The organism is Kibdelosporangium aridum, from assembly GCF_900176515.1.
Taxonomy (GTDB): Bacteria; Actinomycetota; Actinomycetes; order Mycobacteriales; family Pseudonocardiaceae; genus Kibdelosporangium; species Kibdelosporangium aridum.
In genome coordinates, this window is record NZ_FWXV01000002.1 from 858,590 (window position 1) to 875,524 (window position 16,935).

At 67.7% G+C, this 16,935-nt stretch carries 18 protein-coding genes; 2 read left to right on the top strand and 16 right to left on the bottom strand.

Features of this window, described 5'->3' with window-relative positions; genetic code table 11:
* Nucleotides 1–4: 4 nt before the first annotated feature.
* Entirely contained in the window at nt 5–1,435 is a 1,431-nt protein-coding gene (locus tag B9C43_RS13585) for an AMP-binding protein (protein WP_084426522.1), read from the bottom strand.
* A gap of 196 nt (nt 1,436–1,631) precedes the next feature.
* On the opposite strand from B9C43_RS13585, the gene B9C43_RS13590 reads away from it, so the two are divergent.
* Nucleotides 1,632–2,258 carry a sigma-70 family RNA polymerase sigma factor gene (locus B9C43_RS13590; RefSeq protein ID WP_051895886.1) on the top strand — a complete coding sequence of 209 codons (627 nt, stop codon included), beginning with the start codon at nt 1,632–1,634 and terminating at the stop codon, nt 2,256–2,258.
* A gap of 2 nt (nt 2,259–2,260) precedes the next feature.
* Here the strand turns inward: B9C43_RS13590 and B9C43_RS13595 are convergent, their stop codons facing one another.
* The 14 genes from B9C43_RS13595 to B9C43_RS13655 form a co-directional block, all read right to left on the bottom strand.
* Complete coding sequence (locus B9C43_RS13595) at nt 2,261–3,157, bottom strand: HAD family hydrolase (RefSeq protein WP_033393883.1); 897 nt, start codon at nt 3,155–3,157, stop codon at nt 2,261–2,263.
* Between the two features lie 62 nt (nt 3,158–3,219).
* Nucleotides 3,220–4,275 (bottom strand): DUF5667 domain-containing protein, encoded by a 1,056-nt coding sequence (locus B9C43_RS13600; RefSeq protein ID WP_084426525.1) that lies wholly within the window; start codon nt 4,273–4,275, stop codon nt 3,220–3,222.
* 48 nt (nt 4,276–4,323) lie between these two features.
* Nucleotides 4,324–5,310 (bottom strand): lysophospholipid acyltransferase family protein, encoded by a 987-nt coding sequence (locus B9C43_RS13605; RefSeq protein WP_143446314.1) that lies wholly within the window; start codon nt 5,308–5,310, stop codon nt 4,324–4,326.
* Nucleotides 5,303–6,331, bottom strand: coding sequence for an NAD-dependent epimerase/dehydratase family protein (locus B9C43_RS13610; RefSeq protein ID WP_084426528.1), 1,029 nt, complete (start codon nt 6,329–6,331; stop codon nt 5,303–5,305). The genes B9C43_RS13605 and B9C43_RS13610 overlap by 8 nt, the downstream gene beginning before the upstream one ends.
* 132 nt (nt 6,332–6,463) lie before the next feature.
* Complete coding sequence (locus tag B9C43_RS13615) at nt 6,464–6,565, bottom strand: 30S ribosomal protein bS22 (protein WP_076993459.1); 102 nt, start codon at nt 6,563–6,565, stop codon at nt 6,464–6,466.
* A gap of 105 nt (nt 6,566–6,670) precedes the next feature.
* The gene (locus tag B9C43_RS13620) at nt 6,671–6,886 is read right to left on the bottom strand and encodes a helix-turn-helix domain-containing protein (RefSeq protein ID WP_033393879.1); all 216 of its coding nucleotides are present in this window, start codon (nt 6,884–6,886) and stop codon (nt 6,671–6,673) included.
* A 166-nt stretch (nt 6,887–7,052) separates the two neighbouring features.
* A complete protein-coding gene (proC, locus tag B9C43_RS13625) occupies nt 7,053–7,862 on the bottom strand; it encodes a pyrroline-5-carboxylate reductase (RefSeq protein ID WP_084426531.1) in 810 nt (269 codons plus the stop codon).
* A gap of 19 nt (nt 7,863–7,881) precedes the next feature.
* Nucleotides 7,882–8,685, bottom strand: a complete 804-nt coding sequence (locus B9C43_RS13630) for a thioesterase family protein (RefSeq protein ID WP_185845850.1) — start codon at nt 8,683–8,685, stop codon at nt 7,882–7,884.
* Between the two features lie 20 nt (nt 8,686–8,705).
* Nucleotides 8,706–9,623, bottom strand: coding sequence for a proline dehydrogenase family protein (locus B9C43_RS13635; protein ID WP_084426533.1), 918 nt, complete (start codon nt 9,621–9,623; stop codon nt 8,706–8,708).
* 112 nt (nt 9,624–9,735) lie between these two features.
* Nucleotides 9,736–10,572: a sugar phosphate isomerase/epimerase family protein gene (locus tag B9C43_RS13640; protein ID WP_200825591.1), complete on the bottom strand. Its 837-nt coding sequence runs from the start codon at nt 10,570–10,572 to the stop codon at nt 9,736–9,738.
* Nucleotides 10,569–11,825, bottom strand: a complete 1,257-nt coding sequence (locus B9C43_RS55550; protein WP_051898193.1) for a hypothetical protein — start codon at nt 11,823–11,825, stop codon at nt 10,569–10,571. The genes B9C43_RS13640 and B9C43_RS55550 overlap by 4 nt, the downstream gene beginning before the upstream one ends.
* A 49-nt stretch (nt 11,826–11,874) precedes the next feature.
* The gene (locus tag B9C43_RS13645; protein ID WP_084426539.1) at nt 11,875–12,804 is read right to left on the bottom strand and encodes a Ppx/GppA family phosphatase; all 930 of its coding nucleotides are present in this window, start codon (nt 12,802–12,804) and stop codon (nt 11,875–11,877) included.
* A 50-nt stretch (nt 12,805–12,854) separates the two neighbouring features.
* The gene (locus B9C43_RS13650) at nt 12,855–13,544 is read right to left on the bottom strand and encodes a response regulator transcription factor (protein ID WP_037265452.1); all 690 of its coding nucleotides are present in this window, start codon (nt 13,542–13,544) and stop codon (nt 12,855–12,857) included.
* Nucleotides 13,541–14,677 (bottom strand): sensor histidine kinase, encoded by a 1,137-nt coding sequence (locus B9C43_RS13655; protein WP_084428097.1) that lies wholly within the window; start codon nt 14,675–14,677, stop codon nt 13,541–13,543. The genes B9C43_RS13650 and B9C43_RS13655 overlap by 4 nt, the downstream gene beginning before the upstream one ends.
* Before the next feature lie 218 nt (nt 14,678–14,895).
* On the opposite strand from B9C43_RS13655, the gene B9C43_RS13660 reads away from it, so the two are divergent.
* Nucleotides 14,896–15,507 carry a helix-turn-helix domain-containing protein gene (locus B9C43_RS13660; RefSeq protein ID WP_084426542.1) on the top strand — a complete coding sequence of 204 codons (612 nt, stop codon included), beginning with the start codon at nt 14,896–14,898 and terminating at the stop codon, nt 15,505–15,507.
* A gap of 465 nt (nt 15,508–15,972) precedes the next feature.
* On the opposite strand, the gene B9C43_RS13665 is transcribed toward B9C43_RS13660, so the two are convergent.
* Nucleotides 15,973–16,869, bottom strand: coding sequence for a GNAT family N-acetyltransferase (locus B9C43_RS13665; protein ID WP_084426544.1), 897 nt, complete (start codon nt 16,867–16,869; stop codon nt 15,973–15,975).
* Between the last annotated feature and the right edge of the window lie 66 nt (nt 16,870–16,935).

Sequence of the window (16,935 nt, forward strand, 5' to 3'; positions counted from 1 at the left end):
CCGGCTAGCGCAGCGACGCGCGCCGCAGCTTGCCGGTGATGGAGTGCGGCAGCGTGGTGACGAACTCGACGGGCCCGGGAACCTTGAACTTCGCCAACCGCGCGGCGCAGTGCTCGCGGACCTGATCCTCCGTCAGTTCGGCGCCGTCACGCAGTACGACCACGGCCTTGACCCGCTCGCCTGTGCGCTCGTCGGGCACACCGACGGCGGCCGCCTCGGCGATCTCGGTCAGTTCGACCAGGACCTGCTCGACCTCATGCGGGTACACGTTGAAGCCGTTCACGATGATCAGGTCGTTGGCGCGGTCGACCAGGTGCAGGTCGCCGTCGTCGTCCAGGTAGCCGACGTCGCCAGTGCGGAACCACCCTTCGGCGTCCGGACCGTGCGCGCCGTCCGGCCAGTAACCGCTGAACAGGTTGGCGCCACGGACAGACACAACGCCCGCATCGTCTTCGCCGTCCTCGTCGCCGCCGGGCGTTCCGTCGCTGTCGACGAGCCGGAGCTCCACACCAGGGATCGGACGGCCGACCGAACCGGGCTTCGCGACGCCGCCGACCAGCGTCCACGTCAACACGGGACCGGTCTCGGTCAAGCCGTAGCCCTCGTAGATGTTGAGGCCGGTGGCTCGGTACATGGCCTGGAGCACACTGGGTTCAAGGGGCGCGGCACCGGAAGTGAGCAGCCGCAACGTCGCCAGCGACGTCGCCAGCCGCTCCGCTGGGACCTGCGCGAACGCCTGGTACATCGGCGGCACGCCGACGATCACGGTGATCCGGAAGTCCTCGCAGAGCTGCAGCGCGGGCTCGACGCTGAAGTGGTCCATCAGCACCGCGCTCGCGGCCGTCGAGGCGACCTGGAAGAGCCCCGGGCCGAGGCCGTACGCATGGAAGAGCGGTACGGCGAGCAGAACCCGGTCGGTCGAGGTGACCGGCGCGGGCTTCAAAGCGGCGCACTGCTCGACATTCGCCAGCAGCGCCCGATGCGACAACATCACGCCTCGTGGCGTGCCCGCGGTGCCAGAGGTGTAGCAAAGCAGCGCGATGTCCTCACCGCCCGGCGCGCCCCGGACAGCCTCAGCGGAAGCGTCCAGGTCAGGCGCCTGATCGGTGACGACCTTGGGCTTGCTGTCGTCAAGGACGCGATCGCGTTCGCGGTCCGGCAGTTCGACGGCCATCGGTACCGCGGTCGCACCGGCCCGCAGCGCGCCGAACAGCGCGATCACGAACCCGATCCCGGTCGGCAGCTGGATGGCCACGCGATCACCGGGCTGAATGCCCGCGTCCAGCAGCCTGCGAGCCTCGGCGTTGACCGCGTTGTCCAGCTTTGCCCAGCTCACGGCGTTGTCGCTGGTCGCTTCGGCGAACGCAAGATGGTCCGGTGCCTTCTCGGCCGCGTTGGCGACCAGGTCGGACACATTGCGCGGCGCCTCAGGCATGCGAACCTCACTTCATCTATCGGGGCCATCTCGCGACACGCAGTGTGGCATGCCCCACTCGCGTCACGCAGGTGCTCTTATCGTGTCTCATCCTCATACTTCGACCCGCTACCTACTTTGCAGTAACAACACGTATGCTGCGTTACGGCTCTGGTGCGGCGGTGCGGTCGCCCAGGGAACCGACGAGGGAGTACCGATGCCTTCACCGTCGTGGCAGGCGCGTTCAAGCGCCGAGACACGGCCGGAGACCGGCTCGGAACACGAGCCGGACGCCGAGCACCGCCAGGCGTGGGACCTGGTGCACAGTGCTCAGCGCGGCGACACCTCGGCATTCGGCAAGCTCTATGGGCGTTATGTCGACGTTGTCTACCGTTATGTCCTGATCCGCGTCGGCGACAAGGAACTCGCTGAGGACGTCACCAGCGAGACCTTCCTCAGGGCACTACGCCGCATCACGTCGGTCACGTACCAAGGCCGCGACGTCGGCGCCTGGCTGGTCACCATCGCCCGAAACCTGGTGCTCGACCACGTCAAGTCGAGCCGCTTTCGTCTCGAAGTGCCCAAAGCCGAAGTCGACGACGGCCGGACGGTTCAGGCAGGCCCGGAGCAGCAGGTGCTGTCGAAGATCACGAACGCCGAGTTGCTCAAGTGCATCGAGCAGTTGGGGGACGACCAACGCGAGTGCATCGCTTTGCGTTTCCTGCAAGGCCTCTCGGTCGCGGAGACCGCGGAACTGATGCACCGCAACGAGGGGGCGATCAAAGCCCTGCAGCACCGTGCCGTGCGCAGGCTCGCTCAACTCTTGCCGAGGGGACTTCGGTAACCTCAGGAGACCCGCCGTCGGTAAGCCAAACCCGCGGCGATCGCGCCCGCGATAGCTCCGGCACCCAGGACCGAAGGAACGCCGATCTTGGCGGCCTTGCGACCCGTGCGGAAATCTCTGATCTCCCAGCCGCGCTTGCGGGCTTCGTCCCTGAGCTCGCCGTCCGGGTTGATCGCCACCGCTGTCCCCACGACGGACAGCATCGGCACGTCGTTCACCGAGTCCGAGTACGCCGTGCAGCGTCGCAAGTCCAAGCCTTCGCGGGCGGCCAACGCGCGGACTGCGTGTGCCTTGGCTCGGCCGTGTAGCAGGTCGCCGACGAGCTTGCCCGTGTACACGCCGTTTTCGCTGCCGAGGACCGTGCCCAGTGCGCCGGTCAGGCCGAGGCGGCGGGCGATGATCGCGGCGAGGTCCACTGGTGTCGCTGTGACGAGCCAGACGCGCTGACCGGCGTCCATGTGCATCTGGGCCAGTGCTCGGGTGCCTGCCCAGATCTTGTCGGCCATCAGCTCGTCGTAGATGTCTTCGCCGTGCGCCCGCATCTCGTCCACGCTGTGGCCGGCGATGAAGCTGAGGCCGGTTTCCCGGCTCTTTCGGATGCCTTCCTTGCTTTCGCTGCCCAGCAGGCGGAACTTGGCTTGCTCAACCGCGAAGCGGGCGAGGTCTCCGGTGGTGAAGAACTTGCGCGCGGCCATCCCGCGGGCGAAGTGGAAGATCGACGCGCCCATCATCATCGTGTTGTCCACGTCGAAGAACGCGGCTGCCGTCAGGTCAGGCGGGCCGGTGACCGGGGCGGCGTCGGTCTCCATCGCGACCGCGGCGTCGGCGGACGCCGCACCGGCGAGCGCGGCCAGCCGCTCGAGCTCCGGTTGCCTGTCCTTGTCGCGCCTGCGGGTCACCACCGAGCCTCCGGGAATTCGCGAGTTACCCCCATCCAGACAGGGTACTGACCCGAACGGTCTCACCCGACGCGGATCGCCGGGAGTCCGGGCAGCAGGGGCGGAACTTCCAGAATCGGCACCGGGAGCTGCGGCTGGGACGGCACGGAAGGCACCGGGACGGTCGGTGTCGGCGGCACCGGAGCAGGCACCAACGGAACCGCCGGCGGAGCGGCTGTGACGGGCGGTGTCGGCGCCGTGGAGACAGGTGGCGGTGTGGTGTAGGACGCCTGCACTCGTGGTGGCACGGGTTGTTTTACGGGCGCGCTCGGGGCACCGGGCGCAACGGTGGCAGCGGTGTCGCGGTGACACTCGTCCGTGGCGGGCAATGCGCCCACGTCGTCGGAGCTGCCGGTGGTGATCTGGTAGCAGTCGGCACGACCCAGCAACGTGGTCGCCCGTTCGGTGATCTTGTCCAGAAGTTGCCGTGAAATCTCCGACCGCGACTGTGCCTGCGTGGGCAAACGCGGGATCAACGCGGCCAGCCGTGCGTTCTGCTGCACGGTCCACTGGCGCAAGGAATTGAGCTGCTGCACGTCAGCACGTGTCGCCGAGGCGATCAGCTGGCGGGACGCCTGCGCGGCATCGGTGTCGAAGTCCGTCAGGGCCGTGAGGTAGCCGCCGACCGGGACATCGGCCGGGTCGACGTACCGCTGCGCCAAGGTCTCCATCTCGCCGATCCTGGCGTTGGCGAACTCGAGGTGTTTGAGCGCTTTGGACTCGTCGCCGAAGGTCAGGCCCAGCGACGCGGCCTCGGCCGTGCGCTTGATGCCGTACAGCGTGTCGCCGGGCAATGCGTCACGTGACAGCAGCAGGCTCATCCCGGCCAGCGCGAACACCAGGACCACGGCCGCCGCCATGGCGACGAGGAACCGGCTCCGGCGTGAGCTGACCGCGGGCGTGGCCTTGGCCAACATCCGCTTGCGGGCCTGCTCGTCCGGGCCGATGTCCGGGTTGCCCCCGAGATCGCGCAGTGCGGCGACGATCGCGAGTTCGCGCTCGAACTCCCCGTCGGCAGCGTCGGACTCCAGTGCGCGAGCAAAGCGCTCGGCCTGGTCGTCACGCGGTCCGCTGTCCACACCCGATTAACGAATCGGGGAGAACAACAGTTACGCGATCGGTTTCTTTTAGCCTCGGAAGATCCCCGGACGCTGGGCCAACAACCGGTACAGCGTCTGCTGGATCGTTTCCCGCACCTGGTCAGAGAGGTTGAACACGATCATCGGGTCGTCGGCGTCGGCCGGATCGTGCTGGTCGGTCCTGATCGGCTCGCCGAACTCGATGTACCACTTGGAGGGAAGCGGGACCGCACCCAGCGGGCCGAGCAGCGGGAAGGTCGGCGTGACCGGGAAGTACGGGAAGCCGAGCAGCCGCGCCAGCGGCTTGAGGTCCCCGATCTTCGGGTAGATCTCCTCGGCGCCCACCACCGACACCGGGATGATCGGCACACCGGTGCGCAACGCGGCGGAGACGAACCCGCCCCGGCCGAACCGCTGCAGCTTGTACCGGTCCTTGAACGGCTTGCCGACGCCCTTGAAGCCCTCCGGCCACACCCCGACCAGCTCACCCGCGGTCAGCAGGCGCTCCGCGTCGGCGTTGCACGCCAGGGTCTGCCCGGTCTTGCGGGCGAGCGCACCGAGCAGCGGGACCTGGAACACCAGGTCGGCGCCGAGCATGCGCAGATAACGGGTCGGTGAGGTGTTGTCGTGCACCGCGATCCCGGTCATCACCGAGTCCAGCGGCAACGTGCCGGAGTGGTTCGACACGATCAGCGCGCCGCCGTCGGACGGCAGGTGCTCGGTGCCGATCGCCTCGACCCGGAACCACTTCTCGTAGATCAGCCGCAGTGGCGGCAGGATGACGTTCTCGGTCAGCTGCTTGTCGAACCCGAACTCGTCTACCGCGTACTCACCGGTCAGCCGCTTTCTCAAGAATCCCAAGGCATTGGCGAGATGTTGTTGCACGCCAGCCGGTTCGGGAGCGGGACGCAACGGAGTTGGCGCGACAACCGGGCGGCTGTCGACGCGATCCGTGAAGGTGCGGTTTGACCGACGACGTTGTTCGGGGCTGCGCAGCGGAATCACTTGGGCTTCCTGCATGAGCCTTTCACCCATCGGTTCGGCGGATCCTGTTCTCCAGGACGGCGAGGCGCTCCGGGTTCAGAACGGGGTGCATGCCTCGGCCGTGCACGTAGTCATCGAACGCCTGTCGCGTACTCCACCGCGGTGTGAAGCCGAAATCCTTCTTCAGCCGGGTGGTGTCCACGACTCGGCCGTAGTTCAGGAACTGGATCTGGTCGTTCGAGAAGTCCACGACTCGCGCGCTACGGAACACACGCGCGGCAGTGGGCATCGCGATCCGGGGCACCGGCACGGCGACACGCCCGGCCCGTCGAATCGCTTGGGAAACAGTGAGCACACCGTCCCCGCCGACGTTGTACACGCCGGGGCGGTCGGTTGTGGTGGCGCGCTCGAGCACAGCGAGCGCGTCCTCGGGGTGCAGCAACTGGACTCGTGCGTCAAAGCCGAGCACAGTCGGTACGACGGGCAACGCGAAATACCGCGTGAGCACGGTGTCGATGCTCGGGCCGATCATGTTCGTCAGGCGCATGGTGGTCACGCGCACGTCCGGACGACGGCGTGCGAAGCCGCGCACATATCCCTCGACCTCGACCGCGTCCTTCGCGTACCCGCTGCTGGAGATGTCCTTCGGCGCCATGTCCTCGGTGCACACGGCGGGGACGCGGGCACCCGCACCGTAAACCGCCGCGCTGGACTTCACCACGAGCTTGCCGACCTGCGGCGAACGCTGGCAGGCCGCCAGCAGCTGCATGGTGCCGATCACGTTCATCTCTTTGACCGCCGTGCGACGGGCCGGTCCCGGCGGGCTGTCCGTGGTCGCGGCGTGCACGACCGTGTCCACCCGTGCCGAGGAGATGACCTTGGCGATCAGCGGGTTGCGGATGTCGGCGCGGACGAACTCCGCCCGTCCCATGGACTTCAACAGATCCTTGGCGGGCGGAGCGGTGTCCACTCCGAGCACTCGTTCGATATCCGGGTTGGCGGCGAGGCGTGCGGCCAGATGCGCTCCGACGTACCCGCCTGCTCCGGTGACCAAGACGACCTTGGGCGTCATTCGATCCCCTCTACAGGCGTACTGACCGCCGGTAGCCTACTCGCCCGCCGGGCCGAAACCCGTCCGGAGATACGAGCTGTTAACGCAGGTCACACGGGTTTCCAGAGGTTTCACCCGATCGGCTCAAGCCGGTTACTTGCCCTGCTTGCGACGCGCGTGACGAGTCTTGCGAAGCAGCTTGCGGTGCTTCTTCTTGGACATGCGCTTACGTCGCTTCTTGATAACCGAGCCCATACGGGTTCCTTGCCTTGTCTGTTGGTGGGTCACTACCGCGCAGGGCCACGATCGGGGCACACGCACGAGCGACCGCCGAGTTTACCCGGCGGCCGCCGTCGTTGTTCATCCAGCGTCGAAGTACGCGTTCTCGAGGTAGTTGTGGACTTCTTTTTCCGGTACCCGGAACGACTTCCCGACCCGCACCGCCGGCAGCTCACCGGAGTGCACCAGCCGGTACACGGTCATCTTCGAGACCCGCATCATCTTGGCCACCTCGGCCACCGTCAGGAACTGCACCTGGGTGATCGAAGTCGGCTCACTTCTGTTGTTGGTCGGCATGGTTCACGCGTCCTTAGCCACGCGTCGCGCTGCCGATCTTCCCCATCGACAGTATCGACACGCACGTGCTTCTCAAGAGAGTAGCGGGACACGTGTGACACATGCGACCCGCCAAACGCGTTGGTGCATGCCAGCGCCCCGACACGCCGAGTGAAGGGCGTCGCCGCTAGTCCTCGTGAGCCTTGCCGAGCTCCTGGGAACGGTCCCGCGCCGCCTCGATCGCGGCGAGCAAAGCCGCGCGCACGCCGTGGCGTTCAAGCTCGCGAATGGCCATGATCGTCGTGCCTGCCGGGGACGTGACGGCCTCACGCAGGATCACCGGATGCGTGCCGGTCTCGGCCATCATGGCCGCCGCGCCGACCGCCGACTGGATGATCAGCTTCTCGGCCACGTTGCGCGGGATGCCGAGCAGGATGCCCGCGTCGATCATGGCTTCGACCAGGTAGAAGAAGTACGCCGGGCCGGAGCCCGAGAGCGCGGTCACCGCGTCCTGCTGGGCCTCGGGCACCCGGACGACCTCGCCGACGGTGGACAGCAGCTCTTCGACCAGTTCGAGGTGCCGGGGCTGGGCGTGCCTGCCCGCGGAGATCACGCTCATCGCCTTGCCGACGACCATCGGCGTGTTCGGCATCACGCGCACGACCGGCACGCTGTCGGGCAGCTTGCGCTCGTACAGCGTCGTCGGCAGACCGGCGCACAGCGAGACGACCAGATTGCGGTCGCTGACGACCGGCGCGAGGTCGTCCAGTACCGGATCGATGTCCTGTGGCTTCACCGCGACCACGAGGACCTCGGCCTCAGCGGCCGCGGTGGGGACGTCGACCGCGCGGATGCCGTACTGCTTGGTCAGCTCGGCCGCGCGCTCCTGGTAGCGCTCGGTGAACATCAGCTCTTCCGGCCTGCGCCCGCCGGACAGCAGCCCGGACAGCAGCGCCTCACCGATCTTGCCCGCCCCCAGCACAGCGATGGTCGTCATGACCCGTAAGCGTGCCAGATCAGCCCGTTGTGGCTGTCAGGGCCAGCTGGCGTGCCTGGCACACCAGACGCCCGGTCGAGTCGACCACGGTGGCGTCTGAGTCGAACCACGCACCATGTACGGCCCGGCAGTCGACCTGGATACGCAACCACCCCGGCGCGGGCCGCGACCGCAGCAGCGCCGTCAGCTGCACGGCAGGTGACCACCCCATGCGGCCGAGGTTGAACGTGACCGGCATCGAGATGTCCCCGGCGACGAGCGCGAACAACGGGTCCGCGTGCTCACCGCGCGGCCGTGCCCACAGCCGTAGCCGCAACGGGTCGCCCACATGCCCGTGCAGGAAGCCCGCACCGGACGGGTCGAGGCGCACGTCGCAGCCCTCGGTCAGCCGGAACATCGACGCCGACGGCAAAGTCGAGATGTCGATGGCGTTGCCTGGCGGCTCGGCGGGCTGGTTCGGCAGATCTGTCCACGCGGCACGGTCGCGCGGCAACCGGCCCGTGGTGATCACGGCCTCGACGCAGCTACGGCCGCGCTGTTCGAGGTTGACCGCGACCACAGTGGCCTGCCTGCCGGTCTTGCGGACCTCGGTGCGCAGCAATGCGGGACCGACACCGGGCGAGTGCAGGAACTGCGCGCTGACCGCGAGGGGATCCACCAAGGGCGTGCCGTTGCCGGTGTGCAACGCGACTGCGGTTTTGGCCAGCAGCGCGAGCAGAAAACCGCCGTGCGGCTTGCCGCCAACGGTCCATTCGGCGGGCAGTTCGGCGGTGAAGGTGCCATCACCAAGTGGACGGATGGCAGCGGCTGTACTGAACGAGATCACGTTGCTTCCTCGCCCGTTCACGAATGGCTGACCAGTGCACGCGCGAAGAACGTTGTGTTGGCGGGTCTTTCGGCCAACCTGCGCATCAGGTAGCCATACCACTGAGATCCATAGGGCACGTAGACCCGCACTGTCTCCCCCTCCCGCGCCAGCCGGCGCTGTTCGTCTGGCCGGACTCCGAAAAGCATTTGGTACTCGTAGGTTCCCGGCTTCCGGTCGTACCAACGTGCCCGTTCAGCGACGATACGCACCAGACGGGGATCGTGGGTTGCGAACATCGGGTAACCATCACCAGCGAGGAGAGCGTTGGTACACCGCACATAGCTCAAATCAGTCTCGTGCTCGTCGAACGCGACTGACTCCGGTTCGGCGTACGCGCCCTTCACGAGCCGGACCCGGGTACCGGCGAGAGCTTTGCAGTCGTCGAACGTACGGCGGAGGTAGCTCTGCAGTACGGCGCCGGTCGACGGCCACGTGCGGCGCAACTCGGCGAGCACACGCAGAGTCGAATCGGTGGTGGTGTGGTCCTCCATGTCGAGGGTGACCGTCGTGCCACATTGTTCAGCGGCAGCACATACGCGCGACGCATTGGCCAGCGCCAGCCGTTCGTCCAGCTTCTGGCCGACCGCCGAGAGCTTGACGCTGACCTCGGCCCTGGCCGCGAGGCCCTCGGCGTGCAGCGCGTCGAGCAGTTCGAGGTAGGCGCGGACGTTCTGATCGGCCTGTTCGGCGTCGGTGACGTCCTCGCCGAGGTGGTCCAGGGTGACCGACCGTCCGGACGCGACGAGCTCACGTGTCACGGCGATCGCGTCGGCCGTCTGCTCGCCCGCGACGAACCGCCGGACGACGTCTCGGCTGACCGGAGCGGTGGCCACCACACGACGGATCGCGTCGTTGCCGGCCGCCGCCAGGATCAGCGATCGCAGCGGGTGCACGGACAGACTCTACGACCACGTAGCAAGATCATTTCGGGCCGTATCCCTTGTGCACGCAGGTGATCTAGTGTCAATCACGCAACTGGGCGAACGTCGACGGCATCGCCACCAGTCATCGACTGCTCTCGCTCGCTTCGCTCTCGACGGCGTCGTTGTTGCCCTGGTGGAGGTGCAGGCGCGCGAAAAGCAGCGCCTCGGCGAGATCCTTGGCGCGCTCGGCGGGGTTCCGGGCGCTGCGGGTGTTGGTCTCCAGCACTACTTGGCCGTCAAAACCGTTTGCTGTCAACGTTTCCAGGAGTTCCGCGCACGGTTGATTACCTCGGCCTGGTACCAGGTGTTCGTCGCGGGGCAGGCCGGTGCCGTCCGCCAGGTGCACGTGTTTCAGGCCTGTGCCCATGCGTTTCGCCAACGCCAGTGCATCTTCCTGCGCCGCCGCTGTGTGCGAGAGGTCGATGGTGTAGTGCCGGTGTCCTGCCTCGGTCGGGTCGATCGACGGTTTGAACGCCGACACGCTTCTGGCTCGGGCCAACGGCTTGACCGGGAACATGTTCTCGACCGCGATCGCCACGCCTGACTCGTCTTCAAGTGACGCCACCAAGTCACTGAACTTGTCGGCATAACGACGTTGCCAGCGGAAGGGCGGATGCACGACGACGGTCGGAGCATTCAGGTCCATCGCGGCCTCGACAGCGCGGCGCAAACGGACTTCCGGGTCGGGTGACCAAACCCGTTGCGTGATCAGCAGACACGGCGCGTGCACGGCAAGGACCGGCACGCCGTGGTTACGGGCGCAGCGGCGCAACGCGTCGACGTCCTGGCTGATCGCGTCGGCCCAGACCATCACTTCGACGCCGTCGTAGCCCAACGCCCCGGCGATCTGGAAACCCGCGGCCGCGTTCTGCGGCCACACCGATGCCGTGGACAGTCCGACCTGGATGGGCGCCACTATCTGGCGAGCAGCAGCATGGCTGCCGGCGAGACCGTGACGACGAGGCCGACGAGCACCGTGAGGATCGTGGTCTGCAGGTCGTCGGCGCGCCGGATCTTGCGGACCACCCAGACCAGGCCGACGATCACCACGAGCGCGACGATCAGTGCCGCGGCGGGCAGCTGGCCCCACAGCCAGTTGAAGCCGAGCCAGAGCGCCGCACCACCGATCACGCCGATCGCCAGCTGCCCGGCCATGGACAGCCATTCCTTGACCGGCGAGCCGGACTTCTCCTCCTGCTCCGGCTCGTCCACGTCGTCGAAGTCGTCGTCGGCGACCGGCCGGTCGAGTTCGATGGACGGCATCGACGGGCGGGAGTCGTACTGCTCGTCGTCCTCGCGTTCGAGGCCCTCGACGTACTGCGTGGCCTCGCCACCTGCGGCGACCGGCTCGAAGCCGTGGTACTCGGTGGGGTAGTTGTCCTGCTCGTCCGGCTCGTGCTGCGGGAACGCGGGCTGCGGCATCTGCATGGACCGCTGGGTCCTGGCGACGCGGTGCGGCGCCGGGTGCTGGCCCGTGCGCGAACCCGGACCGGGCGGCGGCTCGTCCGGGATACGGGGCATCTGCTCGGTGACGCCCTCGATCGGCATCCGCTGCGGCGGCTCGACTGCGGGGAGACGCATGTCACTGCGGCTGTCCTGCCGACCGTCCAAGCGCGCGGCCAGACCGCCTGCCTCCGCGGTGGGGGGCGGCGCGGCACCGGGAGGTGGCGTTGGCCACTGCGCGCTCTGCTGCGGCTGCGGCTTCGGCCGGGGCATCGACTGGGAGTTCTGGGGCAACCTGCGCTGCTCGGTCGGCGCGCGGCGCTCGGGCGGCGGCGCGACGGGCGGCATCTGCCGCTGGGTCGGCTGCGCGGCCTGGGGAGGAGGTGGCGGCGGCGTTGGTTGCGGCTTCGGTAGTTGAGCCGAGGACTGCTGGCCCGGCTTCGGCAGCTGGGCCGAAGACTGCTGCGGGTTGGGCGTAGGCCGATGTCTGCTGGCCGGGGCCTGCCTGCGCTCCGCGGGAGGCGGTGCTTCCTCAGCGGGGATCCTCGGCAGGTTCCCGCTGTCGGAAAGGACCCGCTCGATGATGGCCTGGGGAGCGGTCTCCTCGGCGTCATCGGCACGGCGGCGACGCCTTCTTGGCGTGCTTTCCTCCGAGCTGTTGCCGTACTTGGCCAGCAGCTCGGCCACCGTGCGCTGAGTGCGCTCCGGCCCTTCCTCTCCTCGTGTCATCTCTTCCACCGTGCCCAATACGGGCGCGACAGTCCAGTGCTCCGCGCCGTCATTTCGGTTCCTGGTCCAACCGCCGCAGGATGACACCTTCGCGCAATGCCCACGGGCAGATCTCCAGTTCCGGCTGTCCTAACGCACGCATCGTGGCTTGCGCCACAAGCGCGCCCGCGACCAGCTGATGCGCCCGGCTCGCGCTCACGCCCTCCAGCTCGGCCAGATCGCTCGCGGACATCCTGGAGATGAACGCGAGCAGCTGGCGCAGGCCGGCCTCGGTGAGCACCCGGCGCACCCGTGGTCCGGAAGAGGATGGCGCGGCACCGGTCAACCTGGCCAGTGACCGGAAGGTCTTGGATGTCGCGACCACCCGATCGGGTTCGCCGTACTTGAGCATCTTTTTGGCCACCGGCGCAAGCTGATCTTCCAGCCAGCCTGCTGTCTCGGCGATCTCGTCGCGGCTCGGCGGGTCGCTGCGGAACCTGGTGCGGGTCAGCCTGCCCGCCCCGAACGGCACGGACATCGCCCGGTCAGGGCTCTCGTCCCGGCCGACCGCGAGCTCGAGCGAGCCGCCGCCGATGTCCAGGACCAGCAATCTGCCCGCTGACCAGCCGTACCACCGGCGCGCGGCGAGAAATGTGAGGCTCGCCTCGTCTTCGCCGGAGAGCACCTCGAGCTCCACGCCGGTCTCGGTACGGACCCGGTCCAGCACCAGTGCGGAGTTGTCGGCCTCACGGACCGCGGATGTGGCGAACGCCATCAGCTCTTCGCAGCCAAGGTCGGCTGCCGACTTCTTGGCCGTCGCCACGGTGCGGACCAGCTCGTCCGCACCGTGTTTCGACAGGTCACCCGCTTTGTTTATGCGCTCGGCGAGCCGCAACACCGTCTTCTCGGAGCGTGCCGGGAGCGGGTGGGCACCCCGGTGCGCGTCCACCACGAGCAGGTGGACGGTGTTGGAGCCGACATCGAGTACGCCAAGGCGCATAAACCGAAACGTTACCTGGCGGTTGTACCGGCCCGCCTGGCACATGCTCGTCAGGACTCGAATTTGTACCCAAGGCCACGCACGGTGACCAGGTGGCGCGGCGACGACGGGTCCGGCTCGATCTTCGAGCGCAGCCGCTTGACGTGCACGTCCAGGGTCTTGGTGTCACCGACGTAGTCCGCGCCCCACACCCGGTCGATCAGCTGACCGCGGGTCAGCACCCGGCCGACGTTGCGCAGCAGGTACTCCAGCAGGTCGAACTCCTTGAGCGGCAACGACACCTCGGCGCCGTCCACGGTCACCACGTGCCGCTCGACGTCCATCCGCACCGGACCGGCCGCCAGCACCTGCGGAAGCAGCTCGCCCTCGGGGCCGCCCTCGCCGCCGCGACGCAGCACGGCGCGCACGCGCGCGATCAGTTCACGCGACGAGTACGGCTTGGTGACGTAGTCGTCCGCGCCGAGCTCCAGGCCGACGACCTTGTCGATCTCGCTGTCCCGGGCCGTCACCATGATCACCGGGACGGCCGAGCGCTGGCGCAGCGCCTTGCAGACGTCGGTGCCGCTCATGCCCGGCAGCATCAGGTCAAGCAGCACGATGTCCGCACCGTTGCGGTCGAACTCCTCAAGCGCCTGCTGGCCGGTCGAGGCCACGGCCGCGGTGAAGCCCTCCTTGCGCAGCAGAAAGGCAAGCGGGTCGGCGAAGGACTCCTCGTCCTCGACAATGAGAACCCTCGTCACAGCGCTCCTCCAGTTTTGATTTCCGCACCCGGCGCGGGTATGCGCGCGAGAACCTTGTCTCCGTTCACCCGTCGTGCCGGGATCCGGAGGGTGAACGTGGAGCCCGTCCCCGGTTTGCTCCACAACTTGACCTCACCGCCGTGGTTGGCGGCGACGTGTTTGACGATCGCGAGGCCGAGGCCCGTGCCGCCGGTGACCCGCGAGCGCGCCTTGTCGACGCGGTAGAACCGCTCGAACACGCGCTGCTGGTGCTCGTCGGCGATGCCGATGCCCCGGTCGGTCACGGCGATCTCGACATACCCGTCGTGCATGCGGCGGCTGATCGATACCGGGCTGCCGGGCGATGAGTACGCGACGGCGTTCTCCAGGAGATTGCTCAACGCGGTGACCAGCAGCGTGCGGTCGCCGTCGACGAGCAGGCCGCTGGGTTCGTCGGTGGCGATCTCCACACCGCTGGACTCCAGCGTGAGCGTGGCCCGGCCGAGGGCTTCCTGCACGACCGCGTCCACGTCCACCGAGTTCAGCTCGGGCAGCTTCTCCGCGCCGGTCAGCCGGGACAGCGCGATCAACTCGGTGACCAGCGTGCCGAGCCGGGTGGCCTCGCGCAGGATCTTGCTGCCGAACCGGCGCACCTGCTCGACGTCGTCGGCCGCGTCCAGCACGGCCTCGGCGAGCAGCGCCATCGCACCGACCGGCGTCTTCAGCTCGTGGCTGACGTTGGCCACGAAGTCACGCCGGGTGGCCTCCAGCCGGACAGCCTCGGACTCGTCGGCCGCGTCCACGACCGTGAACCCGTCGATCAGCGGGCGGATCTCCGCACGAACGGCCTCGGGCTGTCTGCCTCTGCTCTCGACGGGGGTGAGGTCGATGTCGACGGCTTCGCCTGTCTCGGCCACGCCCTCGGCGGCTTTACGCGCCCGGTCGTCCAGCCGGTTGTTGCTCACCACGCCGAGCTCGGCGGCGCGGGAGTTGTACAACACGACTCCCCCGAAGGGGTTGACGACGGCGATGCCGTTACGGGAGTCGAGGACGAGGCGTTGGATCAGATCGGCCACCGTCGGACCGGTCGGCTTGCTCACCGTTTTGCGGCCGCGAGCCCGTCCGACGAAGTAACCGACAATGCCGCCGATCAGCAGCACGCAGATCGACAAGGCCAGGTAGGCCGATGCGGTCACAGCCGAATGGTAAGCAGGTGAGGGGCCGGTTGTACTAGTCCGACGAGCCCTTCCGTGATCCCCGCGACACCGTTCGGCGCGATGTTCGCCCGGAGGTCAATCTCAGTTCACCCAATCGTGTCCAAAAGACCGGCCGTTGACGTAGCGGGGTCGGCGAGACAAGACTCAGAAGCCTCATGGAGACACGTGCTGGAGTCGTCGTGCTACGCGGGCACCGCGAGCTGTACGAGCGCACGTGGCACCTCTTCGACAAAGCCCGTGAAGTGACCTTCGCCGCAAGCGATGTGCGCACGTGGGCCTCGCACAACCAGCCCCCGACACAGGGCAAGATCCGCAAGCTCTACCGGCCGGGAGTCCTGCTCGACCCGACCAGCGCACAGCACGCCCGGCACGTGGCCGCGGCAGGCGTACAGGTGCGGATCACGACGAGCGACCTGAACGAGACGATCATCGTCGACCGGCGGGTGGCGATCCTCGCAGGCAGTGACCGGACGTTCACGGTCGTCTGGATCCCCGGCGTGGTTCAGGGCGCGTTGACGTTGTTCAACACGGTCTGGAGCCAGTCGACGGACTTGGCGGAGTATGAGCGGGTTTACGGGGAGCTCTGGGTGGTCGCGCCGCGGATCCTCGAGCTGCTGGCTTCGGGCGCTTCGGACATGGGGGCGGCTCGGGCGATGGGGATCTCGTTACGGACTTACCGGCGCCGGGTGGATGAGCTGATGGCGACGTTGGGGGCGAGTTCGAGGTTCCAGGCTGGGGCTAGGGCTCGGGAGCTGGGCCTGCTGTAACCGAGCCCAAGGGATCATCGGCAAATCCGGTTGTCCACAACGGCCCGGTAACCCCTTTGACCAGGCCTTATCCCCGGTAGACTGGCCAGGGGTCGTCCCCCCGGGAGTGGTGGGGGATGTCCTTTTTGGGGTGGGGGCTTCGCTTTTGGTCGCCTTCGGCGCGCTCTGTGGCTACTTCGGCGCGCTCTTGGGTCGCCGCGGCGCGCGCTGTGGTTCTTTTCGGCGCGCTCCTGTGACTGGTCGGCGCGATTTGGTGTGGAGCCTCTGCGCCGCAAAAGGCAGGGAAAGCGGGCAGGACCTGCGGCCCTGCCCCGCCGACAAGCTTATTTGCGGCGCCACTCCACACAAAATCGCGCCGACTACCACTTTTGGCGCGCCTCTTCGTGCTCCGGGCGCGCCTTCACTGTGCTTCTGGCGCGCCTTCGCTGTTGGTTAGGGCGCGCCTTCTTTTGGGCTCGGGCTGCTCTAGAAGTCCATGAACACTCGTTCCTGGGTGATTGGGTAGCCCGCGCGCCTGAAGTTCGCCGCCATTGGGAAGTTGGTCACGTCCGTGTCGGCCTGGATTTGCGTGGCGCCCGCTTCGACCAGCAGGTGCGTGCACTCGACGAGTAGGTCGTAGGCGTAGCCGTGGCCGCGTTGGTCGGGCACGACGCCGATGAAGCCGACGACTGGGCTGGCGTAGTTCTTGGTCGGGATGGTGATTCCGACCAGTTCACCGGAGGGCGTGTATGCGAGCTTCCACCATTCGCGGGGGCCCGGGAACCATTTGAGGTCTTCCAGTTCGGACCGGGCTGCTTGCTCTGGGCTCATTCGCTTCAGGTCGGCCACTTTGTGTGCGTCCAGGCTGCCGCGTTGGATCGCGGTGAGGACCTCGACGATCACTTCGTCGTCCGGTTCGGCGCGGAATTCGAGGCGTCCTGGCCGCTCGGGCAGGCCGTTGGCCGGGGTCCAGGTGTAGCGAAGGCGTTCGACGACCGGCTTCATGCCGGCCCGCGTTGCCACGTCGATCCGGGTTTGGGCCGCCTCAGGTGTGTCCCGCCAGGATGGGGGCAGCGCGAGGCAGTATTCGACGCGGAACGGGGCGGCTTTCAAAAGGGCCTCGCCTGCTGCGGGGTCCTCGAAGTCGAACCAGTCGAGTGTCATCGGCGACGGGTCTTCTGGGCCGCCCCACCAGGCGGCGCGCGCGACGACGCGGTCGCCGCGCAGCGCCACCCACGTCCATTCGGGGCGGTATTCGTTCTTCGCCAGGTAGTCGGCGTAGGTCCGGCCGAAGATCGCGAAGCCGACCACGTCGGGCTGGGCGTAGCCGGTGAACAGGTGCTCTTCGCCCTTGTTCAGGGCGCGGATGACCAGGTCGGTCATGAAGGGTCCTTCCGGGAATCGCGCTCCCGGGTCAGAACGCCGGGACGAGGTGGGAGCGCATGGCAA